This is a genomic window from Cupriavidus sp. GW823-FHT07A04, assembly GCF_058794615.1.
In genome coordinates this window covers 293,712-318,540 of sequence record NZ_JBXAHA010000006.1, presented here as the reverse complement: position 1 = coordinate 318,540, position 24,829 = coordinate 293,712, and the positions used below count along the sequence as shown (strand labels likewise).

The window sequence follows — 24,829 nt, the reverse complement described above, 5'->3', positions numbered from 1 at the left end:
ATGACTTGGTCAGCCAGGCAATACGTGAAATTCGAGAACGAACGTACCCGTCCGGTGCGCGACCTGCTGGCCGCGGTGCCGGGGCGCGAGCCGCGCGTCGCGGTAGACATCGGCTGCGGCCCGGGCAATTCGACGGAAGTGCTGGCCGCCTGCTTTCCCGGCGCGAGCGTGACCGGGCTGGACAGCTCGGCCGACATGGTCGAAGCCGCGCGCAAGCGGCTACCGGCGTTGAAATTCGAGGTGAGCCGCATCGAAACCTGGTATGACCCGGGCCCTTACGACGTGATCCTCGCCAATGCCGTGCTGCAATGGCTGCCCGACCACGGCCGCATGCTGCCCGCGCTTGCCGCCAAGCTGGCGCCCGGCGGCAGCCTCGCGATCCAGGTGCCCGACACGCTGGACACGCCCGCGCACCGCCTGATGCGCGAAGTCGCCGCCGACGGCCCGTGGGCCGCCAAGCTGGCCGCCGCTTCGCAGGCGCGTACCGGGCTGCAGGGGGCTGGCTGGTACTACGAACTGCTGCGCGCGCATTGCGCAGCGGTCGATGTCTGGCACACCACCTACCACCACGCGCTGGCCGGTGGCCCTGCCGCGATCGTGGAGTGGTTCAAGGGCACCGGCCTGCGTCCCTTCCTGGATCCGCTGGATGAAGCCGAGCGCGCTGCCTACCTGGAACGCTACACCGCGCAAGTGGCGTGCGCCTATCCGCCGATGGCGGACGGCACGGTGCTGCTGCCGTTCCCGCGGTTCTTCATCGTGGCCACGCGCTGACCGGAACCGGGGCCGCAACCAACAGCGTGCGCAGTCTCAAGCAGCCTCAGGCCTTGCGCAGGTAGCAGGCCTTGAGCATGAAGCTGCCGGCGTCCATCTTGCAATCGACCTCGTGGTCGCCGCCCACCAGCCGGATGCTCTTGACCTTGGTGCCCATCTTCAGCGTGATGGACGAGCCCTTGACCTTCAGGTCCTTGATCAGCACCACGGCGTCGCCGTCGTTCAATACGGCGCCGTTGGCATCCTTCACCACGGCCTGGTCGCTGTCATCATCCTGCGCGGCGGCCACCATGGCCCACTCGTGGCCGCAGTCGGCGCAGACGTAGTTGTCGCCGTCGGGGTAGGTGTTCTCCAGGGCGCATTGGGGGCAGGCGGGGATAGTGGGCATGACGGCTTCCGGTTACTTGAGGCTTGAGGCTTTTGAGGGGCTAGAGTATAGCGGGCGGCGTTGCCGCCCAAAGCCGCTTAGCTTTTCCCAGCGGCCGCGTTACGCTGGCGCGCCACGAGGCGCAGACGCGCGGGACGTTGGTGCGCCAGGCCGGCCTAGTTGCCGTTGCTGGCTTCCTTCGCATCGCGCAATGCCCGCGCCTGGCGGTTGCGTCCGCTGCCGCCGCGCCGCCGGTCCGCTAGCGGCAGGCCGCCGCGCGCGGCCATCTGCCGGGAGCGCTGCTCCAGCCGCATCAGCATGTCATCCAGTTGTGCCACTTCCTTGTCTTCGAGCGCATCCAGCAGTTCAAGGTTGACCTGTTTCGTCAGCGGGAAGATCTCGCCGTACAGGGCTTCGCCCGCAGCGGTCGGCGCCAGCGTGACCTGCCGCGCATCATCGGGCCGCGCCACCCGGCTGATCAGCTTCTTGTCCACCATCGCCGTGATCGTGCGCGAAGCGCGGGGACGGTCCAGGTGGGCCAGTTGCGCCAGCTCGGACGAGCTCATCGCGCCGTGCGCGCCCAGCAGCGCAAGCAAGCGCCATTCCCTGCGGGTAATGCCGAATTGCCCTTCGCAATAGCGGATCACGATGCCGCCGGCATCCGCCAGCAGACAGCTCAGCCGGTAGAGCAGGAGGTCTTCGATCGATTGCGGCTGGCTCAGGCGATCGGAGGCGGGATTGGAAGCTGGCATGGAGGCGGCCCAGGTGAATCGAATCATAGGTTCGTGATCGCGCGCCCTGGCAAGGCGGCGCGCGAGAAGCCGCATTACAGGCCAGCGGCGCCACGGCGTCAAGAAATGCGACGAATGCTACACCGCCGCTGGCGCGCGTTCGGCCACGCCGTATGACCCGTTCAGATAATCCTGATTCTCTCGCACCGGCTTATCCGGCAACCTTCGGCCAACACCCTAGAACAGGCAAGCGCCCCAGCTTGCCGGCCTGAGTTTCGGAGACAACGATGATTGGCATGACCGCGATGAAGCACGTAGGCACTGGCTTGAAGTGGATGGTTTTCGGACCGCTTGCGGCGGGGCTTGCCTCGGGCGCGATGGCCGTGGATGCGTTCCCATCCAAGCCGGTCACGCTGGTGGTTCCCTTTTCGGCGGGCGGCCCGACGGATGTCGTGGCGCGGGCACTTGCGCAGGCGATGTCCAGGGATCTCGGGCAAAGCGTGATCGTGGAGAACCGCCTCGGTGCCGGCGGCACGGTCGCGGCGGCCTATGTCGCGCGGGCCCAGCCGGATGGCTACACGATCCTGATCCACCACAACGGGATGGCGACGGCGCCCGCGCTGTACAAAAAGCTGTCGTACAGCCCGCTGAAGGACTTCGAGTACATCGGACAAGTCGCGGATGTCCCGATGACCCTGCTCGGGCGCAAGGACCTGCCCCCGGCCACCACGCAAGACCTGGTGAAGTACGTCGCCCAGAACAAGGACAAGGTATCTCTGGCCAACGCCGGCCTGGGGGCGGTATCCCAGCTGTGCGGGCTGCTGTTCGAGGAGGCAGTGCATGTGAAGCTGAACGCGATTCCCTACCAGGGCACCGGGCCGGCGCTCACGGCGCTGCTCGGCGGGCAGGTCGACCTGCTATGTGACCAGACCACATCGACACTGCCGCATATCAATGCCAACCGGCTCAGGTTCTACGGCGTGACCACGCCCAAGCGCATCAAGGCGCTGCCCAATGCCCCGACGCTGCAGGAGGGCGGCCTCAAGGGCTTCGAGATGAAAGTCTGGCATGGTGTCTACGCGCCCAAGGGCACGCCGCCAGTTGTCACCGCGCGCCTGACCAAGGCGCTGCAGAAGGGCTTGCAGGACCCGATGGTAGCGAAGCGCCTCGATGACCTTGGCGCCGAGATCGTGCCCGTCGACAAGCAGACGCCGGACGGGCTGCATGGCTGGCTCAAGACGGAAAGCGACAAATGGCAACCGCTGCTGAGAACGATGAAGGTGGAAGCGGACTAACGTTGGAGATGACAGCGGGCCATGGCTCGCCGCCATGGCAAGCACGCCGCCGTGCAACCGCAGCGCGGCGTTTTTGCGTTCGGCGCCGCCTGGGCGCGCGCTGCAGGCATGTCGTTCGCTGATGGCAGCAGCGTCATTTTCTATTTCACCATTCACGCACCCGCTGGCTACCATCGTCTCCACGGGCTTGGCGATTTGCCCCGAGCCCGCACCATAACAATCTGGAAGAGACATGAAACGCTTGATTGTGCAAGTCGGGGTGGGTGCGCTCGTCGGCGTTGGCGCGCACGCCCAGCCGGCATACCCCGACCATCCCATCCGCATGGTGGTTGGCTTCGCCGCGGGCGGCAGCACGGACCTGGTGGCGCGTATCGTCGCCAACAAGGTTGGCATGCTGCTGGGCCAGCCGATCGTGGTCGAGAACCGGGCAGGCGCGGGCGGCAGCATTGCCACCGACGCCGTCGCCAAGAGCAAGGCCGATGGCTACACGCTGCTGTTCGGCACCAGCTCGCACGCCATCAACGCGTCGCTATACAAGACGCTTCCCTATGACAGCGGCGCGGTCGTGCCCGTGTCCATCGTGGCCGCCGTGCCGATGGTGCTCTCGGTGAACCCATCGGTGAAAGCCAGCACGGCAAAGGAGCTGGTCGACGATATCAAGAAGAACCCCGGCAAGTACAGCTACGGCTCCGCCGGCAAGGGCAGCGCGTTGCATATGGCCGTGGAGCTGCTGAAGTACCAGGAGCACCTGGACGTCGTCCACGCGCCTTACCGGGGTGCCAGCCAGGCGATCCAGTCCGTGATGTCCGGCGACCTGCAGTTCATTACCGATGCCGTATCCACCTCCGCGCCCATGATCAAGGCCGGGCGCCTGAAGGCGCTCGCGGTCACCACCAGTACGCGTTCCAGCGTGCTGCCGAATGTTCCGACGATGAAGGAGGCGGGCTTTCCCAACTACGAGGCATCGATCTGGAACATGGTGATGGTGCCGCGGGGCACGCCCGCGCCCGCGATCGAAAAGTTGAGCGTGGCCCTGCAGCAGGCCGTCAAGGATCCTGAAGTGCGGGAGCGGATGGAGAAGATCGGCGTGCAGCCCGTGGTGGATTCCAGCCCGGATAAGGCCGCCAGGTTCGTGCAGGCGGAGACGCGCCGCTGGGCGGAGGTCATCAAGGCGGGCAACATCCAGGCGGACTGAATGCGGGCCCGGCAGGCTATGCGCCAATCCAGGTGGCGCCCGGCCAGGCGCCATCCAGCACCAGGCGCTTGATCAGCGTGACCAGTTCCGCCGAGGCGAAGCTTGCGGCAGGCGACATCCGGCGTGTGGCCGGATGCGCCAGCACGATACGCCGGGAAAGGTTGGGCGAGGTGATCGGCGCCGCGGCCAGCGTCCCTTTTTCCAGCTCTTCGGAGACGGCGGAGCTGGGCAGCACCGTATAGCCAAAGCCCTTGGCAACCAGGGATTTCTGCACGCTCAGGGAGTTGGTCTCGACGGCGATCGTGAGCGTCACCCCCGCCACCGCGCACGCATGCTCGACCACAGTGCGCAGGCCGTGCGGCGCATTGGGCAGCACCAGCGGCAGGTCCCGCAGGCTCTCGATGGTATGCGCGGCGCCCGCGGGCACGGTGCCGGGGGCGCCAATCAGGCAGAGCTGCTCGTCGAGCAGCGCCTCGACCTGCAAGCCGGGGGACGCCTTGATGTCGTACAGCAGCGCGATCTCGACGTCGCCCGCCTCCAGCCATTGCAGGAGGTTGCCCGCGTAACCCACGTTGAGCCGCACGACCAGTTGCGGGTGCTTGCCTTTGACGGTAGCGACCAGCTCCGCGGCCAGCAGCTCGCACGTGCTGGGCAGCAGGCCGACGGCGGCCATGCCGGAGATCGCCCCGGCCACCGGCTGGATCTCCGCCTTGGCCCGGTCGAGCTCGCGCAGTGCGCGGCGCCCGTACTCAACCAGCGTCCGGCCCGCGTCGGTGAGGACCATGCCGTGCCGTTCGCGCTCGAACAGCTCTACGCCGAACTCCTCCTCAAGCAGCCGCACATGCCGGGAAACGGCCGGCTGCACGATGCGAAGAAGCTCGGCGGCCTTGGTGGCGCTGCCGGTCTCGGCAATGGCCAGGAGGGCGCGAAGCTGCTTGATGTCCATGGGCGTGATCCTGTGATTCTGGTGGTTGGCCGGCTATCCAAATTACTGATGTAGGAATCAAATTATTCTATTTCATATGAGATTCCATTCAATTTTATGATAACAGCGTTGTTCCCTACCCAGATCACTTCCCATGACAAATCCAAATCCAAATCCAAATCCTGAGCCTCTTGCCTGGCAAGAGGACATCTTCCAAGTCATCAAGCAAGCCGGGGTCCGGCAAATTGCCTATGTGCCGGATGCCGGGCACTCGCACGTCATCAAGCGGGCCAAGGCCGACCCGGCGATCCGCGACATTGTCCTCACCACCGAGGAGGAGGGCGTCGGCGTTGTCAGCGGCGCGTGGCTGGGCGGCGAGCGCGCGGTCCTGCTCATGCAGAGCAGCGGCGTGGGTAACTGCGTGAACATGTTCTCGCTGCTGGAAAGCTGCCGGTTCCCGTTTTTCACCATCGTGACCATGCGTGGCGAGTACGCCGAGTTCAATCCCTGGCAGGGGCCGATGGGACTGGTTACCGAGGCGGCGCTCAAGCTGATGGGCATCACGGTGTACCGCGTGGACTCGCCGCAAGACGCTGCCGAACTGGTCGACGCGGGCCTGGCTAGCGCCTTCGACGCCGGGCAACGCGTGGCGATTCTTCTTTCTCAAAGCCTCATCGGCCGCAAAAACTGGGTGCGCTGAACCTATGACTACCTTGACCTCCAAGCCGGCGATCGACCGCCGCGAATTTGTTGCCACGCTGCTCAGGCAGTTTCCCGATGCGCTGGTCGTGACCGGTCTCGGCTCGCCTTCGTACGACGTCTTTGCCGCCGGCGACCGCCCGGGCAATTTCTACCTGTGGGGCGCCATGGGCGGCTCAACGTCGGTGGCGCTGGGGCTGGCCCTGGCACAACCGCAAAAGCAGGTGATCGCCATCACCGGCGATGGCGAGCAGTTGATGGGCATCGGCAGCCTGGCGACCGCCGCGGCGCAGAACCCGAACAACCTCGCGGTGGTGATCCTGGACAACGGCCACTTTGGCGAGACCGGCATGCAGCAAAGCCACACCAGCCTGGGCACCAACCTGGCAAAGGTGGCCAAGGCGTGCGGCGTGCCGTCCACGCTGGAGATCTTTGACATGGAAGAAGTGCAGACGCTGGTGCAGGCAATCAGGAACGCCGACGGCATGACCGTGGCGCAGGTGAGCATCGCCGCCGAAGAGCACCAGCGCGCCTTGCCGCCGCGCGATGGCGTGTTTGTCAAGAACCGGTTCCGCCAGCATCTGGGCTTCGCGCCGTTCTAGCCGTCCCGCCGCAGCTTGCCATCCTGTGGCTCCATCCTGCGAGTCCATCCTGCGCTTTCAATCTGACCGGACAACATTGCACCATGAAGCAATATCAAATGTTCATCGACGGGACCTTCGTGAATGCAAGCGACGGTCGCTGGTTCGAAACCCAGAATCCTTTCACGGGTAAAGCCTGGGCAGAGGTAGCCCGCGGCACGGCGGCCGATGTGGACCGCGCGGCCGGCGCAGCCGATCGTGCGTTCCGCGCGGGCCCCTGGGCGGCGCTGACAGCCACCCAGCGTGGCGCGTTGCTGCGCAAGCTCGGCGACCTGATCGCCAGGGACGCGGAGCGCCTGGCTGAGTTCGAAGTGCAGGACAACGGCAAGCTGCTCGCCGAGATGAGCGGGCAGGTAAAGTACCTGCCGCAGTGGTTCTACTACTTTGGCGGCCTGGCCGACAAGATCGAGGGCACGGTCATCCCGCTCGACAAGAAGGGCTACTTCAACTACACGCGCAGCGAGCCCCTGGGCGTGGTGGCCGCCATCACGCCCTGGAATTCCCCGCTGATGCTGCTGGCGTGGAAGATTGCGCCGGCGCTGGCCTCCGGGTGCACGGTGGTGGTCAAACCGTCGGAGTTCACCTCGGTTTCCGCGTTGGAACTGGCGCTCCTGTTTCAGGAGGCAGGCTTTCCGCCCGGCGTCTTCAACGTCGTGACGGGTTTCGGCGCGGAGGTCGGGTCGCCGCTCGTCACGCATCCGCTGGTCAGGAAGGTCACGTTCACGGGGTCCGATGCCACCGGCCGCGTCATCAACCAACAGTGCGCGGCGCAGTTCAAGCATGTCAGCTTGGAGCTTGGCGGCAAGTCGCCTAACATCGTGTTCAACGACGCCAATCTGGACGATGCCGTCAACGGCGCCGTCTCCGGGATCTTCGCGGCCAGCGGACAAACCTGCATTGCCGGTTCCCGCCTGCTGCTGCAGCAAGACATCCACGATGCCTTCGTCGAGAAGCTGGTGGCACTGGCCAGGACGGCAAAGCTTGGCAACCCCATGAATGCCTCGACGCAGGTCGGCCCCATCACCACGCCGGCGCAGTACGACAAGGTGCTTTCCTACATCCGGATTGCCAGTGACGAGGGCGCCCGCCTTGTACTGGGCGGGCAGCCTGCGTCGTGCGGGCAAGGGTGGTTTGTCGAGCCGACCATCTTCTGCGGGGTGACGCCGCAAATGCGCATCGCGCGCGAGGAGGTCTTTGGCCCGGTGCTCTCCGTCCTGAAGTTCAAGGATGAAAGCGAGGCGATAGCGATCGCCAACGATAGCTGCTACGGCCTTGGGGCGGGCGTGTGGACCAGCGATATCGGCCGGGCATTCCGCATGTCCGAGAAGATACAGGCCGGCACCGTGTGGGTGAATACCTATCGGGCGGTCAGCGTCATGTCGCCCTTCGGCGGTTACAAGGATTCCGGCCTGGGGCGGGAGAACGGCATCGACGCGATCCGGGCGTATCTCCAGACCAAGAGCGTCTGGATCAATACCGGCGCGGGCTCCGGCAATCCGTTTGCCATGCGGTAGGCGCCAGATTGGTGGGAGAGATCGGCGAGACGTTCACGTGCTTAACCGATCAGCTTTGCCGGGCTCCCGCCGGCAGCCTGCGCCACGCTGATCAGCTCGTCGATCAGGGCGCGCGCGCAGCCGGGCAGCCCCTGCAGTTCGCGCACGATGACCGCGCGCTCGCGGATCACCCATGGTTCGTCCAGCTCGACGATGGCGAGCTTCATGGTCTGGCGGTGCCGCAGCGCCGCGGACAGCGGCACCACGCCAATGCCCACGCCCGCTTCGATCATGCGGCACATGGCTTCGAAGCTGCGAATCTGGATGCGGATCTGCAGCTTGCGCCGTTGCTCGTGGAGCAGATCGGTGAGGAAAGCATGCAGGGTGCTGCCCTCGTGCAGGCTGACGTGCTCGTACTCGAGGGTGTCGGCGAGCGAGACCTTGCTCTTTTGCGTGAGGGGATGGCCGACGGGCGTGGCAAGCACGAGCTTGTCCGTGCTGAAGTGCACCACTTCAAGCCCTTCCGGGTTCACGGGCCCGGAGATGATGCCGAGGTCGGCGCTGCCGTCGAGCACGCCGCGGATGATGTCCCGCGTCAGGCGCTCCTGCAGGTCGACGGTCACGGCGGGGCGCACCGCCATGAAGCGCGAGAGCACTTCCGGCATGAACTCCGTGACCGCGGTAGTGTTCGCGAAGATGCGGATGTGACCGACGGAATCCTTCGAGAACTCCTCGAAATCGCTGCGCACGTGTTCGAACTGCCGCTCGATGACCCGCGCATGGCGCAGCAGCCGTTCTCCGGCGGGCGTCAGCGCCAGCCCCCTGCTCTCCCGGTAGAACAGCCGGGTGCCCAATTGCTCCTCCAGGGACTTGAGGCGCGCGCTGGCCGCGGCGGGGGACAGAAATGCCTTTTTCGCACCGCGAGAGAGGTTTTCTTCCTCGGCGATGCGGGCAAAGAGCCTGAGGTCGGCAAAGTCAAAGTGCATGGATACTCCTTCGCCGCCACTGTACCAAGGGGTCGCCGGTGCCGCAATTCATGCGGCGGGCCCGCTGGCAAAGCGATGGTTTCCATTGAAGCGAATGGCTGGTTCGAGAAAACGAGATGGTCCGATGCCCTCCACTCTGGGAGACTAGCTTCGGTGCGCATTGCACCAGGCGTGCTGCCCATGCGTGGCGACTTCCGGCCGGGCCGGGGCGCCGTGGACCCACTTCTCCCGTTTGCCGCTGCACTGCGCAGGGCAGGCGGGCCCAGACTGAACAAGGCTGCTATGCGTCCCCTGGATGGCATCACCGTCGTTTCCCTCGAGCACGCCATTGCCGCGCCGTTCTGTACCCGGCAACTGGCGGACCTCGGCGCCCGGGTCATCAAGGTCGAGCGGCCCAAGGTGGGTGATTTCGCGCGCGGCTACGATGAGCGGGTGGATGGCCTGTCCTCGCATTTCGCCTGGACCAACCGTTCCAAGGAAAGCCTGGCGCTGGACCTCAAGCACAGCGAGGCCCCGGCCATCCTGGGCAAGCTCCTCGGCCAGGCCGATGTGCTGGTGCAGAACCTGGCGCCGGGCGCGGCGGACCGGCTCGGCCTTTCCTATGCGGCGCTGTCGCAGCGCTATCCCGCCATGGTCGTCTGCGATATTTCAGGCTATGGCAGCGATGGCCCCTACCGGGACAAGAAGGCCTATGACCTGCTGATCCAGGCGGAATCCGGCTTCGTCTCGATCACCGGCACCCCCGATAGCCCCGTCAAGGCTGGCTGCTCCATTGCCGATATCGCGGCTGGCATGTATGCCTACTCCAACATCCTGGCGGCGCTGCTGCAGCGCGGCAGGAGCGCAAAGGGCGCGCATATCGACGTGTCGATGCTGGAGAGCATGGTCGAGTGGATGGGCTATCCGCTTTACTACGCGTTCGATGGCGCCACGCCACCGCCGCGGGCCGGCGCCTCTCACGCCACCATCTTCCCGTATGGCCCGTTTGTCGCCGGCGACGGCAAGACCATCATCCTGGGCCTGCAGAACGAGCGCGAGTGGGATGCCTTTTGCCGCGTCGTGCTGGAGCGGCCGGAACTGACAACCGACGAACGCTTTGTCTCCAACTCCCTGCGCACCCAGAGCCGCGCGGCGCTCACCGACATCATCACGACGGTGTTCTCCGCCCTGACCATCGAGGCGGTGATCGAGCGGCTTGAGCGCGCCCAGATCGCCAATGCCCGCATGAACGACATGCGCGACGTCTGGAACCATCCGCAGCTCAAGGCGCGCGAGCGCTGGACGTCCGTGCCGTCGCCCGTGGGCATCATTCCGGCGCTGCTGCCGCCCGGCACGCCACAGTCGTTCGCGCCGCGGATGGACGCGATTCCCGCGCTCGGCCAGCATAGCAAGAGCATCCTGCTCGAACTTGGCTACACCGCGGACGACGTGGTTCGGCTCAGTGCCGAAGGCGCGATCTGACCCTATGCCTTCCATCCCGGATAAAGATCCCATGGCCGCCGCCGCTATCGCCCGTTCCTATCTCTTCGTGCCCGCCAATCGTCCCGAGCGTTTCGCCAAGGCCAACGCCTCGGGCGCGGACGCGGTCATTCTCGACCTCGAGGACGCGGTGTCCGACGAGGACAAGTGCCGGGCTAGGGGGCTGCTGGAGGCGTACCTGGCCGACGGCGGCTGCGCCATGGTGCGGATCAACGCCACGCAGACCGAATGGTTTGAGGATGACGTGCGCCTTTGCCGCGAGAAAGGCGTGACGGGCATCGTGCTGCCGAAGGCGGAAAGCGCGGCGGACGTCGCGCTGGTGACCAGGCACCTTCGGCCCGGCGTGCAGGTGCTCCCGCTCATCGAGACCGCCAGGGGCATGGCCAACGTCAAGGAGGTGGCCGGTGCACCGGGCGTCGACCGCCTGATTTTCGGGACCGTGGATTTTCGCACCGAGCTGGGCATCGAGGGCGACGACCAGGAGCTGCTGTTTTTCCGCTCCATGCTCGTCCTCGTGTCGCGGGTCGCGGGCATTGCGCCGCCGGTGGACGGGGTGACGGTTGCGCTCTCCGATGCCGAGGCGCTGCGCAACGCTGCCGAACGCGGGCGGCGCCTGGGCTTCGGGGCAAAGCTCTGCATTCACCCTGCTCAGGTGGGCGAGGTCAACGCCGCCTACCGGCCAACCGAAGCGCAGCTTGCCTGGGCCACGCGAGTGGTCGAGCAGGCAAGGTCAGGCCCGGGCGCATTCCAGCTCGACGGCGAGATGATCGATGCGCCTGTCATTGCACGCGCTATGAGCCTGCTCGAGCGCGCGGGCCGGGCGCCGGCCTGATCCGCATCAACGACTGACCATGACCAGAACATAACCACAGAGAGATTGATGGACACTGCCAACCTGAAGGCGTGGATCGGTAAGTCAACCGAGTCCCAGGACGACATCACCGCGTTTCCCGTCAAGGCGCTTAGCGCGACCCTGGACCGCGAAGACGCGGCGCCCGTGCACGGCGATGCCTTGCCCCCGCTCTGGCACTGGCTCTACTTCTTGCCGCTGCACCGGCAGTCCGAGCTGGGCATCGACGGCCACGCCAATCGGGGCGGGTTCCTGCCGCCCGTGCCGCTACCGCGCCGCATGTGGGCCGGCGGGCGCCTGCGTTTTCACCAGCCGCTGCGCCTGGGCGATGCTGTGTCGAAAACTTCCACCATCCTGGATGTAAGCGCCAAGGCGGGCCGCACCGGCTCGCTGGCCTTTGTGACCGTGGAGCATCGGTACTCGGGGCCGCAGGGCCTTGCGGTGACGGAGGAGCACGACATCGTCTACCGCGAGGAAGCCATCCCGGGCGCGGCCGCGCCGGACCCGATCGCCGCGCGCACGGACGAGGACTGGTCCCGCGAAATCGTGCCCGACCCGGTGCTGCTGTTCCGCTTTTCCGCGCTGACCTTCAATGGCCACCGGATCCACTACGACCACGACTACGTGACCACGGTCGAGCACTACCCGGACCTGATCGTCCACGGCCCGTTGCTGGCCGTGCTGCTCCTTGACCTGGTACGCAGGAACCTGCCGGACGCCACCGTCAGCAGTTTTTCCTTCAAGGGCGTGCGGCCGACCCATGTGCCCCAGCGTTTCCAGGCCTGCGGCAAGCTGAGCGAGGACGGCAAGACGGTCGCGCTGTGGATTCGCCAGGCGAGCGGCGCTCTCGCCATGACCGCCACCGCTGAGCTTGGCTAAGCCAGGCACCTCCAGATCCAGCCGAACCAGGCAAAGACGAACACTCACGGAGACATCTCGTGCTGAACAAAGTCGATGAACACCAGGAAATCCGCGAAGCCATCCGCGACTTGTGCGGGCAGTTCTCGTCGGAGTATTTCCGCAAGATCGACGAGGCCCGGGGCTATCCCGAGGCATTCGTCAATGCGCTGACCGCCGCTGGCTGGCTGGCGGCCCTGATCCCCGAGGAATACGGCGGCTCGGGGCTGAGCCTCACGCAAGCCTCGGTCATCATGGAAGAGATCAACCGTGCCGGCGGCAATTCGGGCGCCTGCCACGGCCAGATGTACAACATGGGCACGCTGCTGCGCCATGGCTCAGGGCAGCAGAAGCGCGAGTACCTGCCGAAGATCGCGAGCGGCGCGCTGCGCCTGCAATCCATGGCGGTCACCGAGCCGAGCACCGGGACGGATACCACCAAGATCAAGACCACCGCCGTGCGCAAGGGCGACAAGTATGTCGTCAACGGGCAGAAGGTCTGGATCTCGCGCGTGCAGCACTCGGATCTCATGATCCTGCTGGCGCGGACCACGCCGCTGGCGGAGTGCAAGAAGAAGTCGGAAGGCATGTCCATCTTCCTCGTCGACCTGCGCGAAGCGATCGGCAAGGGCCTGACGGTGCAGCCGATCCTCAACATGGTCAATCACGAGACCAACGAGCTCTTCTTCGACAACCTGGAGATCCCGGCGGAGAACCTGATCGGCGAGGAGGGCAAGGGCTTCAAGTACATCCTGGATGGCCTGAACGCCGAGCGCACGCTGATTGCCGCGGAGTGCGTCGGCGACGGCTACTGGTTTATCGACAAGGTGACCAGCTACGTCAACGAGCGCATTGTGTTCGGCCGGCCCATCGGCCAGAACCAGGGCGTGCAGTTCCCCATCGCAAGGGCGTTCGTCAACGTGGAGGCGGCGAGCCTGATGCGCTTCAAGGCTGCCAGGCTGTTCGACGAGCACCAGCCCTGCGGCGCCGAAGCCAACATGGCCAAGCTGCTGGCCGCGGATGCCTCCTGGGAGGCCGCCAACGCCTGCCTGCAGTATCACGGCGGGTTTGGCTTTGCCGCGGAATACGACGTGGAGCGCAAGTTCCGCGAAACCCGCCTGTACCAGGTCGCGCCGATCTCGACCAACCTGATCCTGTCCTATGTCGGGGAGCACATCCTTGGCATGCCGAGGTCGTTTTGACGCTTCGTTGGGAGGGTTGGATGGCAGCGTAGCGCCGGTGCCTGGCGCCACGCCGCGCAGCGCTCAGCCGCTCAGCCGCTCAGCCGCTCAGCCACTCAGTGATATGCAGAACCGCTGGATCGCCTGGCATGCCTGGCGCAGCGACTCGGTGTCCAGCGCGTAGGCAAGGCGGATGTAGGGCGCAAGGCCGAAGGCGCTGCCGTGCACGACGGCCACGTTGGCCTCGTCCAGCAGCGCAAGCGCAACGTCCTCGTCCGTGCTCAGCAACGTGCCGGCGGGCGTGCGCCGGCCGAGCAGGCCTGCGCAGGAGGCGAATGCATAGAACGCCCCGCCGGGTACCGCGCAGGCCATCCCCGGTGTTTCGTTGAGCAGCCGGACCATCAGGTTGCGCCGCGCCTCGAATATCCGCCGCGTGTCGGCGACGAACGCCTGCGGCCCGCTGAGCGCTGCCAGCGCGGCGTGCTGGGAGATGGCGCTGGCGCCGGAGGTTTGCTGGCCCTGGAGCTTTTCCATGGCCTCAAGCAGCCAGCGCGGGCCAGTGCCAAAGCCGATGCGCCAGCCGGTCATGGCGTAGGCCTTGGATACGCCGTTCATCGTCAGCGTGCGCGCCGCCAGGCGTGGCTCGACCGCGGCGATGGTATGGAAGCGCTCGCCGTCAAATGTCAGGTGCTCGTAAATGTCATCCGACAGGATCAGCACATGCGGGTGCGCCAGCAGCACCTTGGCAAGCGCCGCCAGCTCGCCGTGCGTGTAGACCGCGCCTGTGGGATTGGAGGGCGAATTCAGGATAAGCCAGCGTGTCGCCGGGCCGATCGCCGCGGCGAGGACGGCCGGCGTCAGCTTGAACCCGACGTCCGCATCGCACGGCACCACCACGGCATGCGCCCCGCACAGCTGGACCATCTCCGGGTAGCTGACCCAGTAAGGCGCGGGCACAATGACCTCGTCGCCCTCGTTCAGGGTGGCCGCCAGGGCGTTGTAGATCACCTGCTTGCCGCCGCTGCAGACGATGGTGTCCTGCCAGGCCACGTCGAGCCCGTTCTCGCGCCTGAACTTGGCGGCAACGGCTTCGCGCAGGGCGCGCAGGCCAGCGACTTGCGTGTACCGGGTGTGGCCCTGGCGAATCGCGTCGACCGCGGCGTCGCAGACATGCACGGGGGTATCGAAGTCCGGCTCGCCCGCGCTGAGCGAAATCACCTTCGCGCCGGATGCGCGTTTTGCCGCCACGCGGTCCATCATCCGGTAAGTGGCCGAGGGCAGGGCGCTGGCCAGGTTCTCATTCAAGCGTTGTACATCGGTTGTCATCAGGCCTTCCTCTGCAGCGTGTGGTAGCCCAATGCCGCGCGGGCTTCCCCGAGGGTTTTCCCATTGGCGATGTGCTCGCGGATCCGCGCTTCCACGGACTCGATCTGGCGTGCCAGTTCGGCAACCTCGCGAGCCCGGTCGCGCGGGACGACGACCACCCCGTTGGCGTCCGCCACGACGATGTCGCGGGCGCAGACGCGCGCCGTGCCGATGGAGACCGGCGCATTGATCGCTTCGACCTGGACACGGTCCTTGCCGGTGCGCATGAACCGGCCCCGCGTGAACAACGGATAGCCGTCGCCGAGCGCCTTGGCCACATCCCGGCACACACCGTCGATGACGGTAGCCGCGATGCCGCGCGCGCCGGCGTACTGGGTCATGATGTCGCCCCAGACCGTGTAGTCGGTGCGGCCGTCGTTGTCGATCACCACCACGTCGCCTTCGGCCACGTCATCGATGAAGTCGCCGACCGTGCCCGGCGGCGTGCTGGCGGACACGTATCTGACGGTGTAGGCCGGCCCGACCACGACTTGGGCGTAGTTGTCCAGCGGCGCAATGCCAAGGCACTGGCCGGGCAGGCCCAGCTTGTCCATGGCGTCGGACACACCCGGTGTATCCAGGCCTGCGAACAAGGCCGATAGTTCTTTGTCTGCTGCGTTCATTGGGTATTTCCACTGTGGATGGCGTCGAATTCCTTGTCATGCATGACTTCAGCGACCGAGCGTCCGGCGCGCACGGCCTTGACCATCGAGTCCTGGCGACGTGCAATGCGCTCGCCAAGCGCCACGATGTCTTCGATGCGCTCGGCCGCCACGAACACCGTGCCGCAGCGATCGGCTAGCACGTAGTCATCCTGATGAACAACCACGCCCGCAAAGTTGACAGGTTCTCCGGCACCCACCTGCACAACCCGGTTGCGCGCGCTGATCATGGTGACACCACGCCCGAACACGGGGTAGCCGATCGACTCGCTGCCTTCGATGTCGCGGCTCAGGCCGTCGATCACCGAGCCGCGCACCTGCCTGGCGGTGGCGGCATTGGCCAGGATGTCGCCCCAGCAGGAGACGCCATCGATGCCGCCTGCAATCACAAGCACACGGTCATCGGTGTGGATCGCGGCGACGACCGGGGTGATCAGGTGCACCGCCGGTTGGGCATCCGTCTTGTGGCCCAGCTGGATGGTGCTGGCCCGGCCAACGATCTTCGGGCAGTCCCAGAGCGGGCGAATGCCGAAGGTCGCGCCGGGGAGGCTGTAAAAATCGAGGGCATCCGACACCGTGTTGGTATCGAGTGCGGCGAGGCGGTCGAGCAAGGAGCGTGAGGTGGGGGAGGTCATTTCGAGCCTGCTAAGCGGGTTGCCAGGGGGTTACCAGCGGTTGCCAGGCTTGCACTTTCGGCGATGGAGATCAATCTGTAAATTCCGAATCCGGTAAGCTATCCATATGTAAAACCTATCAAGGAAGCCATGATCAATTTCCGGCTTGTCCGTCACCTCTGGGTGTTCCTGGCTGTCGCCGAGGAGCAGCATTTCGGGCGTGCCGCCAAACGGCTGGGCATGTCCCAGCCGCCCGTCACTGAGCAGATCCAGATACTGGAGCAGGCACTCAAGGTGAAGCTCTTCGAGCGCTCAAGGCGAGGCGCGCAGCTCACGCCGGTTGGCGCGGCGCTGCTGCCGGCGGTGCAAAAGCTCGCGGAGCAGCTGGAGCGGCTCGACGTGGCGGTGCGCGAAGCCGTGCATGGGCAGACCGGGCTCCTGACGATCGGCGCGATCTCGTCCGCGATGCTCGATACGCTGCCTGCGCTGATCGACCATCTCAAGGCCGCGTACCCGCAGCTGACCATTTCCGTGACGGAGATCGATAGCGTCGACGCCGTGCCCGCGCTGGAGCGCGGTGATGTCGATCTGGCCTTCGCGCGCCTGGAAGGGGAGCTGGGCCCGTCGATCCAGTCCATTGCTCTCAAGCAGGACCGGCTGGCGGTCGCGCTGCCGCGGTCGCACGCCCTGGCCGAGGTGCCACGTGTCAGGCTGGCGGCGCTGGCAGATGAGGAGTTCGTGATGTTTGCCCGGCAGGTCAGCCCGGTCTACTACGACAGTCTCATCGCGACCTGCCGCACTGCGGGCTTCTCGCCGCGGGTGCTGCACCAGGTGCGCACGGTGTCTTCGCAGATCGCCTTCGTCGGGTGCGGGCAGGGCATCGCGCTCGTTCCCGCCTCCTTGAAGAAGGCCGCGCCGGACAATGTCGTGGTCCGGCCGCTGAAGGAGCCCGTGAACGTGGTGACCACCGCGATGGCGTGGTCCACCACGCGGGAAAACCCGATGGTGGCTAACGTCGTCGCTGCGCTTTCGGCCGGGAAAGCAACGGCGCGGTTGCGCAAGGCCAGGGCTTGAGCGGGCGCTTCGGCGCGTGGCGTGTGACATCGCGCGCAACCTGTCCATCCCGGCGTGGCCGGTGGGCCGCGATGGACCGTCGATGGGGCCGGAAATGATTGATTAGAACAATCGACGGCATGGCAAGTAGAGTTGTCCGGCATGATGGCGCCGTGAGGCGCCGCAGTGCCAGTGCACACATAACAACGGAGACCACGCCATGTTCCATCGCCTTGCCGCCCCGCTGCGGGCCGCAACCCTTGTGCTCCTGCTCTGCGCGCCGGGACTCGCTGCGCACGCCCAGGAGCGCTATCCGGCCAAGCCGGTGCGCTTCGTCAACTCATTCCCGCCGGGCGGCCCGTCAGACCTGCTCGCCCGCTCGGTGGCCGAGGTGCTGCAGGGCGAGCTCAAGCAGGCCTTTGTGGTAGAGAACAAGCCTGGGGCGGGCGGCAACCTGGGCGCGGGCGCGGTGGCCAAGAGCCCTGCCGATGGCTACGCGGTGCTGTTCGGCATCGATACCACCTTTACCGTCAATCCGCATATCTACAGCGCCATGCCGTTCCGGCCCGGCGAGCTCAAGCCCTTGATGATACTGGCCAGTTCGGGTTTGCTGGTAGGCACGTCGCCGTCGTCCGGCATCGCTTCCTTGCCGGACCTGGTCAAGCAGGCCAAGGCAAAGCGCCTGAACTTCAGCTCCGGCGGCAGCGGCAGCCCGGGCCACCTGGCCATCGAGGAGTTCCAGCGCGCCACCGGCCTCAAGCTGAACCATGTGCCTTACAAGGGCAGCACGCCGGCGGTGACCGCCGTGGTGGGCAGCGAAGTGGATGGCGGCTTCCTGGCCACGCCCAGCATGCTGCCCTTCGTCAAGGCGGGCAAGGTGACGGCGCTGGCGGTGACCAGCCACCAGCGCTCGCGGCTGGCGCCGGGCATTGCTACCGTGGCCGAGCTTGGCATGAAGGAACTGGAGCATGAGGTACTGTATGTGGCGATGGTGCCGGCGGCCACGCCGGAGCCGGTGGTGCGCGTGCTCGAGCGTGCCATCGCCGATGCGCTGGCGCGGCCCGATGTGCAGGCTCGCATGCAGGCGCTGGACCTGCAGCCCGAAGGCATCACCGGCGCGGCGGCCGCGCGGCGGTTGTCGGACCTGTCCGAGCGATATCGTCAACTCATTGTTGCCACCGGCATGAAAGTCGAATGAAACCGAACCTGATCTATATCGTCGCCGACGATCTCGGCTACGCGGACCTGGGCTGCTATGGCGGGCGCGAGCCGGTCTCTCCGGTACTCGACAGCCTGGCCGCCAACGGCCTGATGCTGACGCAGGGCTATGCCAACTCGCCGGTGTGCTCTCCCACGCGCTTTGCATTGATGACGGCGCGCTACCAGTACCGGCTGCGCGGCGCGGCCGAGGAGCCGATCAACAGCAAAAGCCGGGGCAGCAACACGCTGGGCCTGCCGCCGGCGCATCCCACCTTGCCCTCGCTGCTGCAGGCGCAGGGCTACCGCACGGCGCTGATCGGCAAATGGCACCTGGGCTTTGCGCCAGCGTTCGGGCCGCTGCTGTCGGGCTATCAGGCATTTTTTGGCCCCATGGCGGGCGGTGTCGATTACTTCACGCATTGTGATTCCAGCGGCCGTCACGATCTGTGGCACAACGACGCGCAGCACCAGGAACCCGGCTACCTGACCGATCTGCTGTCGCGGCGCGCGGTAGATTACGTGACGCGCATGAGCGGGGAGGGCGCGCCGTTTTTCCTGAGCCTGCATTACACCGCGCCGCACTGGCCGTGGGAAACCCGCGACGACGCCGCGCTGGCGCCGCAGGTCAGCAACAACCTGTTCCATCTCGACGGCGGCAACATCCACACCTACCGGCGCATGATCGGCCACATGGACGAGGGCATCGGCTGGCTGGTGGACGCGCTGCGCCAGCTCGGCCAGCTCGACAACACGCTGATCGTCTTCACCAGCGACAACGGCGGCGAGCGCTTCTCGGACAACTGGCCGCTGGTGGGCGGCAAGATGGACCTGACCGAGGGCGGCATCCGTGTGCCATGGATCGCGCACTGGCCCGCGATGATCGCGCCGGGTGGCACCAGCGCACAGCACTGCATGACGATGGACTGGTCGGCCACGATGCTGGATGCGGCGGGCGTGCAGGCCGATCCCGGCTACCCGCTGGACGGCGTGTCGCTGATGCCGTTGCTGCGCGACGCGGCGCACCGCTTCCACCGCCCGCTGCACTGGCGCATGAACCACCGCGACCAGCGCGCGCTGCGCGACGGCGACTGGAAGTATCTGCAGGTGGACGGACACGAGTACCTGTTCGATCTCAGCCGCGATGAGCGCGAGCGCGCTAACCTGGCGAAGCGCGAGCCCCAGCGGCTGGCGGCGATGCGTGAGGCTTGGCTGGTATGGAATGCGGGCATGCCGCAGATTCCGGAGGATGCCACGGTCAGCCTGGGGTATTCGGCGGCGGATATGCCGCAGCGGTAACGACCCGGCCGCGGCTCCGATCCGCACCTTGGTGTATCGTTGAAGATTGCGCGAAACGCGGGAATCTCCAACGGGAATACATCGAATGCTGACGATCTGGGGCCGTGCGAATTCGGTCAATGTGCAAAAGGTACTGTGGGGTTGCGAAGAACTTGGCTTGCCGTTCCGGCGGATCGACGCCGGCATGCAGTTCGGCGGCAACAACGAGCCCGACTATCTCGCCATGAATCCCAACGGGCGCGTCCCGACCATCATCGATGGCGATTTTGTGCTGTGGGAGTCGAATTCCATTCTGCGCTACCTCGCCATGGAGTACGGCAAGTCAGGTGCGCTGTACCCGGCCGGGCCTAAGGTGCGCGCCAGCGTGGACCGCTGGCTGGACTGGGCGCTGTCGACCTTGCAGCCGGCGGAACGGCCGGTCTTCTGGGGTTTCGTGCGCACGCCCGCCGCCGAACGCGACGTGGCTCGCCTGACGGCCGAAGCCGGCGTGGTGGCCGGGCTGTGGCGCTTGCTCGACCAGCACCTGGAAGGCCGCGACTATATGGAAGGCGGCGGCTTCACGCTGGCCGACCTGGTGCTGGGCGCCTACGCACGCCGCTGGTTCGGCCTGGACGCCCAGATCGATCGTCCCGCGCTGCCCAATCTCGAACGCTGGTATGCGCACGTGGGCGAGCGCGCCGGCTTCCGCCAATACGTTGCGGCGCCCTTGAGCTGAGCCTGGATCCCCTCATCACGAACCGATCGCGAACCGATTTCCATGACTATCACCCTGCACACCTGGAATACGCCGAACGGACGCAAGATCAGCGTCGCGCTCGAGGAAATGGCGCTGCCTTATGCCGTCAAGACGGTGAACATCACCAAGGGCGAGCAGCATCAGCCGGATTTCCTGCGCATCAGCCCCAACAACCGGATCCCGGCCATCGTCGATGCGGATGGCCCCGATGGACAGCCGATCAGCGTCTTCGAATCCGGCGCGATCCTGCTTTACCTGGCCGAGAAGACCGGCAAGTTCCTGCCTGCGAGCTTGCGTGACCGTGTGCCGGTGCTGGAGTGGCTGATGTGGCAGATGGGCGGCTTTGGGCCCATGCCGGGCCAGGTACATCACTTCCGCACGGTTGAGGCGGAGGTCGACCGGCACTATGGGCTCAAGCGCTATTCGGAAGAAACGCGGCGCCTTTACGGCGTGCTGGACCGGCGGCTGGCGGAGGTGGAGTACGTGGCCGGCGACCTGTCCGTGGCGGATTTCGCGATCCTGGGCTGGGCCTGGCGCCACGAGCGCCATCAGGTCTCGCTGGAGCAGTTTCCGAATGTCGGGCGCTGGTACGACGCCCTGTTTGCGCGTCCCGGCGTGCAGCGCGGCTTTGCGGTCAAGCTGGATGACCTGGCTTGACGCCGGCAAATCCGTACAAGCTCCATACAATCGCCACACCGCCTTCGCACTACCTTCGCACAAACCGGACGCCCATTTGACATGGGTCAAGAACCCGAATGGTGCCGCCCGCTAATATGATTTCCGTCATGGAGATGCGGGGGCGCTCTTCATGACTTGTCTACCCGTTTCCAGAATACGGAAACTTGGCCCGCGCCACGCAAGTGGGGCGGGCTTTTTTCTTGTCGCTTGTCCGCCCGGCGCTATCGGTTCCTATCGGCCCGGCTCATCCGGTTGTGCGCAGCGGCCAGCGCGTGGCAACTGCTAATATGCAAGACGGTCCCCGCAGACGGGCCAGCGACCCGCAGGTATATCCGGAGGACTCGAATGCCTCAGACAGAAGCCCCTTCGCCGCATGACGCCGCCGTGCAAGACCGCGTGTTCCAGGAAGGCCGCCTCTCGCTTGGCCTGACCTTGCCGATGCTGCAATCCGGTCAGGTCGTCGCGGACTTCCGCGAGCAGGTGGCGCTGGCCAAGCTCGCCGACGCGCTCGGATTCCGCGCGCTGTGGGTGCGCGACGTGCCGCTGAACAGCGTCGGCTACCCGGACCCGGTCGGGCATCTCGATCCCTGGGTGTTCCTTGGCGCGCTGGCCAGCCAGACCGAGCGCATCGCGCTGGTGAGCGGCGCTATCGTGCTGACGCTGCGGCATCCGTTGCATGTCGCCAAAGGGGCGATTTCAGTCAGCGCGTTGTCGCAGGGCCGCTTCGTGCTCGGCCTGGGCTCTGGCGACCGTCCTGCCGAGTACGCTGCGTTTGGGCAGGCTACGGCCGCACGGCGCGATTTGTACCTGCGTCACTGGGAGACGGTGGCGGCGGCGGTGGGAGAGCCTTCGCGGGTGATCCCGGATCAGTTCCATGACGACACGCCCGAGTTTTTCGTGCTCCCCAAGCTCCCCGCGCCCATTCCCTTGCTGGCCGTGGGCTCGGGCGGGCAGAGCGTCGACTGGATCGCGCGCCATTCCATCGGCTGGATGACCTATCACCGCGAGCCTGCGGTGCAGCGGGAGCGCTATCGCATGTGGCGCGCGGCGGTTGAGCGTGCCGCGCCCGGGCAGTTCCGCGCCTTTGGCGTGGCGATGCAACTGGACCTGAGCGCCGATGCCGGCGAGCCGCCTACCGCAATCTCGCTTGGCTATCGCACCGGGCGAAATGGGCTGAGGGAGTTGCTGCGGGACATGCGCGGCAGCGGCACGCATCATGTTTCGCTCAACCTGCAGGCATCCGAACGTGCGCCGCGAGAGGTGATTGAAGAATTGGCCGTCGAGGTCCTGCCGGCATTTCACGCGGACTAGTTTTTTCTCTTCGCTAAGCGATGTCGCGGCGCAGTGCCGCTTCCACGAACGCGACAAAAGCCTTGACCTTCGCGCTGGCCATGCGGCCGGTCGGAAATACCGCCCAGAGGTCGACCGGTGCCAGCGTCCATTCGGCGAGCACCTGTCTGACTTCGCCGCTGGCCAGTTCCGGCGCGAACATCCATTCGGAGCCGATCGCCACACCGATATCCGCGAGCACCGCGGCGCGCACGCCCTCGGCGGCCGTGACCCGCAAGCGGCCGGACACCCCGACGGATACCTCGGCGCCGTCCCGGCGAAATGCCCAGGCATCGCCGCCGCCCTCACGGTCGTAGACGATGGCCTCATGCGCGAGCAAGTCGGCGGGCACCTTTGGCTCGCCGGCAGCGGCAAAGTAGCGCGGCGTGCCGACCACGACCCGCCGGCTCTGCGCGATCTTCCTGGCGGTCATGGCCGAATCTCGCAGCGCGCCCATGCGCAGAGCGACATCCACTCCATGCTCAAGCAGGTCGATATTGCCATCCTCCAGCAGCACGTCCACCACCAGTTGCGGATGCTCGGCCAGGAAGGCTTTGAGGTGCGGGACGATATGCAGCCGCGCGAAGGTGACGGCCGCGGTCACGCGCAGGCGGCCGGAGAGACTGGTGCCCGAGCCCCTGGCCGCATGCTCCGCCGCATCCGCTTGCTCGATCGCGCGCTTGGCGTGTTCGTAGAAATTCTTTCCTGCTTCGGTCGGCGACAGGCCGCGGGTGGACCGCACGAGCAGCCGCACGCCGAGCTGTTCTTCCAGTTGTGCGACCGACTTCGATACGGAGGGCTGCCCGACCTTCAGCAGCCGCGCGGCGCCCGAGAAAGAGCCTGCCTCGACGACGGCAACCAGTGTTTCCATGGCAGTCATCCTGTCCACGATGCGCTTCCTCTCATTGGATTGCCGCCGGGTTATGCCCAGAAAGAATGAATCATATTCCCGCGGCTCGCCTACCGCCGTGAAGCGGCTTGACCGAACATGATTCCAGCGACGTGCACCTTCGCATCGAGCAGCTTACTTGGATCAGATGGAGTAGTCATCATGTCACTGCAGCAAAAACTCGACGCCTTCAAGGCGGACTTCAAGGCCGGCAAGGCACCGTATTTCGCACCGCCGGAAATCCATCCCATCATGGAGCGGGCCACCGCTCAACTGATTGCCTCGGGACAAGCAAGCCGCGCGCTGAAGGCGGGGGACAAGGCGCCCGTCTTCACGCTGACGGACCCGGAGGGCGCACCGGTTCCCTCGGAGGAACTACTGGCGCAAGGGCCTCTCATCGTCAGCTTCTACCGCGGGGTGTGGTGCCCGTATTGCAATATGGAACTGCAGGCGCTGGAGGAGGCCGTGCCGGCGTTCAGGGAAGCCGGCGCCAGCGTGGTGGCCATTTCGCCGCAGAACGCGGTCAATAGCCGCAAGTCCGTGCGCACCAACAAGCTCAGCTTTCCCATCCTCAGCGACACGCATAACGACGTGGCTGCCGCGTTTGGCCTGCGCTTCGCACTGCCGGACTATCTGGTGGATCTGTACAAGCAACTGAAGAACGACTTGCCCGCCTTCAATGGCGACGCGAGCTGGACGCTGCCGATGCCGGCGCGCTACGTGATCGGGCAGGATGGGACCATCCTGTATGCCGAGGTCAATCCTGACTACACGCACCGGCCGGAGCCTTCCGAGATGTTGCCGGCGCTGCGCCACGCCAAGGGCGGCAGGCAAGGGCAGCACCATCCTGTGTCGGTGTGATGGGTGAGCAAGACCGGCGGAATTGTACCGCCGGCTAGCCACGGCGGCCCAGGGAGTGCGCGGCAGGTGTGGCTGCGTCCCCTGGTGCCGCAAGGAGAGCACCGCTGGCCCTGGGCTCCAGGTTGCGGCAGGAACCTAGTCCGGCTGGCGCTTCTTCAACAGGTAGCGCTGTGTGCCTTCCATCACGAGCATCGCGGACTGGTTATGCACCGTGGAACGCATCGTCAGCACGCCGGTGCTCCGGTTCGGCGCGAGTTCGCTGACTTCCAGCGTGCTGTAGAGGGTATCGCCGGCAAAGACGGGATGCAGGAAGCGGCTGCTCTGGTCGATGAACCCCTTCAACGATTCCTCGACCATATGTGGAAAGAGCCCGGCGCCGGCGGCCGTCTGGATCACGACCTGGAAGCCATGGGCGAGCAGTTGCGGCATGCCGTGCGCGCGGCAGTATTCCACGTCGTAGTGCACGGGATGGTTATCGCCGCTGGCGAGTTGAAACGCGGCAAACATGGCATCGGTCATGGTGCGGGATGGCAGTACGAAGCGCTCCCCGACGGTGAAATCCTCGAAATACCGCTGTGCGCACATGCGGTGCTGGCTGGGGTCGAATGCGCTTGCAAAGTCGGGTCGGGTCATGCT

General features: G+C 65.9%; 26 protein-coding genes. 17 read left to right on the top strand and 9 right to left on the bottom strand.

From position 1 onward, the window contains the following. Positions 1-771 (top strand): trans-aconitate 2-methyltransferase, encoded by a 771-nt coding sequence (tam, locus tag AC1Q7Q_RS13125; RefSeq protein WP_492371606.1) that lies wholly within the window; start codon positions 1-3, stop codon positions 769-771. Between the two features lie 46 nt (positions 772-817). Here the strand turns inward: tam and AC1Q7Q_RS13120 are convergent, their stop codons facing one another. Then, positions 818-1,159: a zinc ribbon domain-containing protein YjdM gene (locus AC1Q7Q_RS13120; RefSeq protein ID WP_492371607.1), complete on the bottom strand. Its 342-nt coding sequence runs from the start codon at positions 1,157-1,159 to the stop codon at positions 818-820. 155 nt (positions 1,160-1,314) lie between these two features. Next, a complete protein-coding gene (locus AC1Q7Q_RS13115) occupies positions 1,315-1,890 on the bottom strand; it encodes a MarR family winged helix-turn-helix transcriptional regulator (protein WP_492371608.1) in 576 nt (191 codons plus the stop codon). Between the two features lie 275 nt (positions 1,891-2,165). Here AC1Q7Q_RS13115 and AC1Q7Q_RS13110 point away from each other — a divergent pair, with 275 nt between their 5' ends. Together AC1Q7Q_RS13110 and AC1Q7Q_RS13105 are read left to right on the top strand one after the other, a co-directional pair. Continuing rightward, complete coding sequence (locus AC1Q7Q_RS13110) at positions 2,166-3,164, top strand: tripartite tricarboxylate transporter substrate-binding protein (protein WP_492371721.1); 999 nt, start codon at positions 2,166-2,168, stop codon at positions 3,162-3,164. A 232-nt stretch (positions 3,165-3,396) separates the two neighbouring features. Next, positions 3,397-4,359, top strand: coding sequence for a Bug family tripartite tricarboxylate transporter substrate binding protein (locus AC1Q7Q_RS13105; protein ID WP_492371609.1), 963 nt, complete (start codon positions 3,397-3,399; stop codon positions 4,357-4,359). Between the two features lie 16 nt (positions 4,360-4,375). On the opposite strand, the gene AC1Q7Q_RS13100 is transcribed toward AC1Q7Q_RS13105, so the two are convergent. Further along, positions 4,376-5,305 carry a LysR family transcriptional regulator gene (locus AC1Q7Q_RS13100; RefSeq protein ID WP_492371610.1) on the bottom strand — a complete coding sequence of 310 codons (930 nt, stop codon included), beginning with the start codon at positions 5,303-5,305 and terminating at the stop codon, positions 4,376-4,378. 133 nt (positions 5,306-5,438) lie between these two features. Between AC1Q7Q_RS13100 and AC1Q7Q_RS13095 the strand changes: the two genes are divergently transcribed. The 3 genes from AC1Q7Q_RS13095 to AC1Q7Q_RS13085 all read left to right on the top strand — a co-directional run bounded on the left by AC1Q7Q_RS13095 (position 5,439) and on the right by AC1Q7Q_RS13085 (position 8,138). Continuing rightward, positions 5,439-5,984 (top strand): phosphonopyruvate decarboxylase, encoded by a 546-nt coding sequence (locus tag AC1Q7Q_RS13095; RefSeq protein WP_492371611.1) that lies wholly within the window; start codon positions 5,439-5,441, stop codon positions 5,982-5,984. A 4-nt stretch (positions 5,985-5,988) separates the two neighbouring features. Beyond that, positions 5,989-6,585 (top strand): thiamine pyrophosphate-dependent enzyme, encoded by a 597-nt coding sequence (locus AC1Q7Q_RS13090; RefSeq protein WP_492371612.1) that lies wholly within the window; start codon positions 5,989-5,991, stop codon positions 6,583-6,585. 83 nt (positions 6,586-6,668) lie between these two features. Beyond that, positions 6,669-8,138 carry an aldehyde dehydrogenase gene (locus tag AC1Q7Q_RS13085; RefSeq protein ID WP_492371613.1) on the top strand — a complete coding sequence of 490 codons (1,470 nt, stop codon included), beginning with the start codon at positions 6,669-6,671 and terminating at the stop codon, positions 8,136-8,138. A gap of 41 nt (positions 8,139-8,179) precedes the next feature. Here the strand turns inward: AC1Q7Q_RS13085 and AC1Q7Q_RS13080 are convergent, their stop codons facing one another. Then, on the bottom strand, positions 8,180-9,103 hold the full coding sequence (locus AC1Q7Q_RS13080; RefSeq protein ID WP_492371614.1) for a LysR family transcriptional regulator: 924 nt from the start codon (positions 9,101-9,103) through the stop codon (positions 8,180-8,182). Between the two features lie 282 nt (positions 9,104-9,385). On the opposite strand from AC1Q7Q_RS13080, the gene AC1Q7Q_RS13075 reads away from it, so the two are divergent. From AC1Q7Q_RS13075 to AC1Q7Q_RS13060, 4 genes are read left to right on the top strand one after another with little or no spacing between them, the layout of a single operon-like run. After that, entirely contained in the window at positions 9,386-10,564 is a 1,179-nt protein-coding gene (locus AC1Q7Q_RS13075) for a CaiB/BaiF CoA transferase family protein (RefSeq protein WP_492371615.1), read from the top strand. Positions 10,565-10,595: 31 nt separating this feature from the next. After that, positions 10,596-11,414 (top strand): HpcH/HpaI aldolase/citrate lyase family protein, encoded by an 819-nt coding sequence (locus AC1Q7Q_RS13070; protein WP_492371616.1) that lies wholly within the window; start codon positions 10,596-10,598, stop codon positions 11,412-11,414. A 48-nt stretch (positions 11,415-11,462) separates the two neighbouring features. Continuing rightward, complete coding sequence (locus tag AC1Q7Q_RS13065; protein ID WP_492371617.1) at positions 11,463-12,311, top strand: HTD2 family dehydratase; 849 nt, start codon at positions 11,463-11,465, stop codon at positions 12,309-12,311. Positions 12,312-12,370: 59 nt separating this feature from the next. Beyond that, positions 12,371-13,531, top strand: coding sequence for an acyl-CoA dehydrogenase family protein (locus AC1Q7Q_RS13060; protein ID WP_492371618.1), 1,161 nt, complete (start codon positions 12,371-12,373; stop codon positions 13,529-13,531). 87 nt (positions 13,532-13,618) lie between these two features. Here AC1Q7Q_RS13060 and AC1Q7Q_RS13055 read toward each other — a convergent pair whose 3' ends face one another. Genes AC1Q7Q_RS13055 through AC1Q7Q_RS13045 form a run of 3 tightly spaced genes read right to left on the bottom strand, consistent with a single transcriptional unit; the run spans position 13,619 to position 16,172 of the window. Then, positions 13,619-14,836 carry a pyridoxal phosphate-dependent aminotransferase gene (locus tag AC1Q7Q_RS13055; RefSeq protein WP_492371619.1) on the bottom strand — a complete coding sequence of 406 codons (1,218 nt, stop codon included), beginning with the start codon at positions 14,834-14,836 and terminating at the stop codon, positions 13,619-13,621. Then, positions 14,836-15,498 carry an RraA family protein gene (locus tag AC1Q7Q_RS13050; protein ID WP_492371620.1) on the bottom strand — a complete coding sequence of 221 codons (663 nt, stop codon included), beginning with the start codon at positions 15,496-15,498 and terminating at the stop codon, positions 14,836-14,838. Before AC1Q7Q_RS13050 ends, AC1Q7Q_RS13055 begins: the two co-directional genes overlap by 1 nt. Further along, positions 15,495-16,172: an RraA family protein gene (locus tag AC1Q7Q_RS13045; RefSeq protein ID WP_492371621.1), complete on the bottom strand. Its 678-nt coding sequence runs from the start codon at positions 16,170-16,172 to the stop codon at positions 15,495-15,497. Before AC1Q7Q_RS13045 ends, AC1Q7Q_RS13050 begins: the two co-directional genes overlap by 4 nt. A 129-nt stretch (positions 16,173-16,301) precedes the next feature. Between AC1Q7Q_RS13045 and AC1Q7Q_RS13040 the strand changes: the two genes are divergently transcribed. The 6 genes from AC1Q7Q_RS13040 (at position 16,302) to AC1Q7Q_RS13015 (ending at position 22,425) form a co-directional block, all read left to right on the top strand. Further along, on the top strand, positions 16,302-17,225 hold the full coding sequence (locus AC1Q7Q_RS13040) for a LysR family transcriptional regulator (protein WP_492371622.1): 924 nt from the start codon (positions 16,302-16,304) through the stop codon (positions 17,223-17,225). Between the two features lie 199 nt (positions 17,226-17,424). Then, on the top strand, positions 17,425-18,402 hold the full coding sequence (locus tag AC1Q7Q_RS13035; protein WP_492371623.1) for a Bug family tripartite tricarboxylate transporter substrate binding protein: 978 nt from the start codon (positions 17,425-17,427) through the stop codon (positions 18,400-18,402). Beyond that, positions 18,399-19,700 carry a sulfatase family protein gene (locus tag AC1Q7Q_RS13030; RefSeq protein WP_492371624.1) on the top strand — a complete coding sequence of 434 codons (1,302 nt, stop codon included), beginning with the start codon at positions 18,399-18,401 and terminating at the stop codon, positions 19,698-19,700. Before AC1Q7Q_RS13035 ends, AC1Q7Q_RS13030 begins: the two co-directional genes overlap by 4 nt. 85 nt (positions 19,701-19,785) lie before the next feature. Beyond that, the gene (locus AC1Q7Q_RS13025; RefSeq protein WP_492371625.1) at positions 19,786-20,415 is read left to right on the top strand and encodes a glutathione S-transferase family protein; all 630 of its coding nucleotides are present in this window, start codon (positions 19,786-19,788) and stop codon (positions 20,413-20,415) included. Positions 20,416-20,457: 42 nt separating this feature from the next. Further along, a complete protein-coding gene (locus AC1Q7Q_RS13020; RefSeq protein ID WP_492371626.1) occupies positions 20,458-21,093 on the top strand; it encodes a glutathione S-transferase family protein in 636 nt (211 codons plus the stop codon). A gap of 366 nt (positions 21,094-21,459) precedes the next feature. Continuing rightward, the gene (locus AC1Q7Q_RS13015; RefSeq protein WP_492371627.1) at positions 21,460-22,425 is read left to right on the top strand and encodes an LLM class oxidoreductase; all 966 of its coding nucleotides are present in this window, start codon (positions 21,460-21,462) and stop codon (positions 22,423-22,425) included. Positions 22,426-22,438: 13 nt separating this feature from the next. Here AC1Q7Q_RS13015 and AC1Q7Q_RS13010 read toward each other — a convergent pair whose 3' ends face one another. Further along, positions 22,439-23,332: a LysR family transcriptional regulator gene (locus AC1Q7Q_RS13010; RefSeq protein WP_492371628.1), complete on the bottom strand. Its 894-nt coding sequence runs from the start codon at positions 23,330-23,332 to the stop codon at positions 22,439-22,441. A gap of 162 nt (positions 23,333-23,494) precedes the next feature. On the opposite strand from AC1Q7Q_RS13010, the gene AC1Q7Q_RS13005 reads away from it, so the two are divergent. After that, positions 23,495-24,193, top strand: coding sequence for a peroxiredoxin-like family protein (locus AC1Q7Q_RS13005; RefSeq protein WP_492371629.1), 699 nt, complete (start codon positions 23,495-23,497; stop codon positions 24,191-24,193). A 135-nt stretch (positions 24,194-24,328) separates the two neighbouring features. Here AC1Q7Q_RS13005 and AC1Q7Q_RS13000 read toward each other — a convergent pair whose 3' ends face one another. Then, complete coding sequence (locus AC1Q7Q_RS13000; protein WP_492371630.1) at positions 24,329-24,826, bottom strand: MaoC family dehydratase; 498 nt, start codon at positions 24,824-24,826, stop codon at positions 24,329-24,331. Positions 24,827-24,829: the final 3 nt, after the last annotated feature.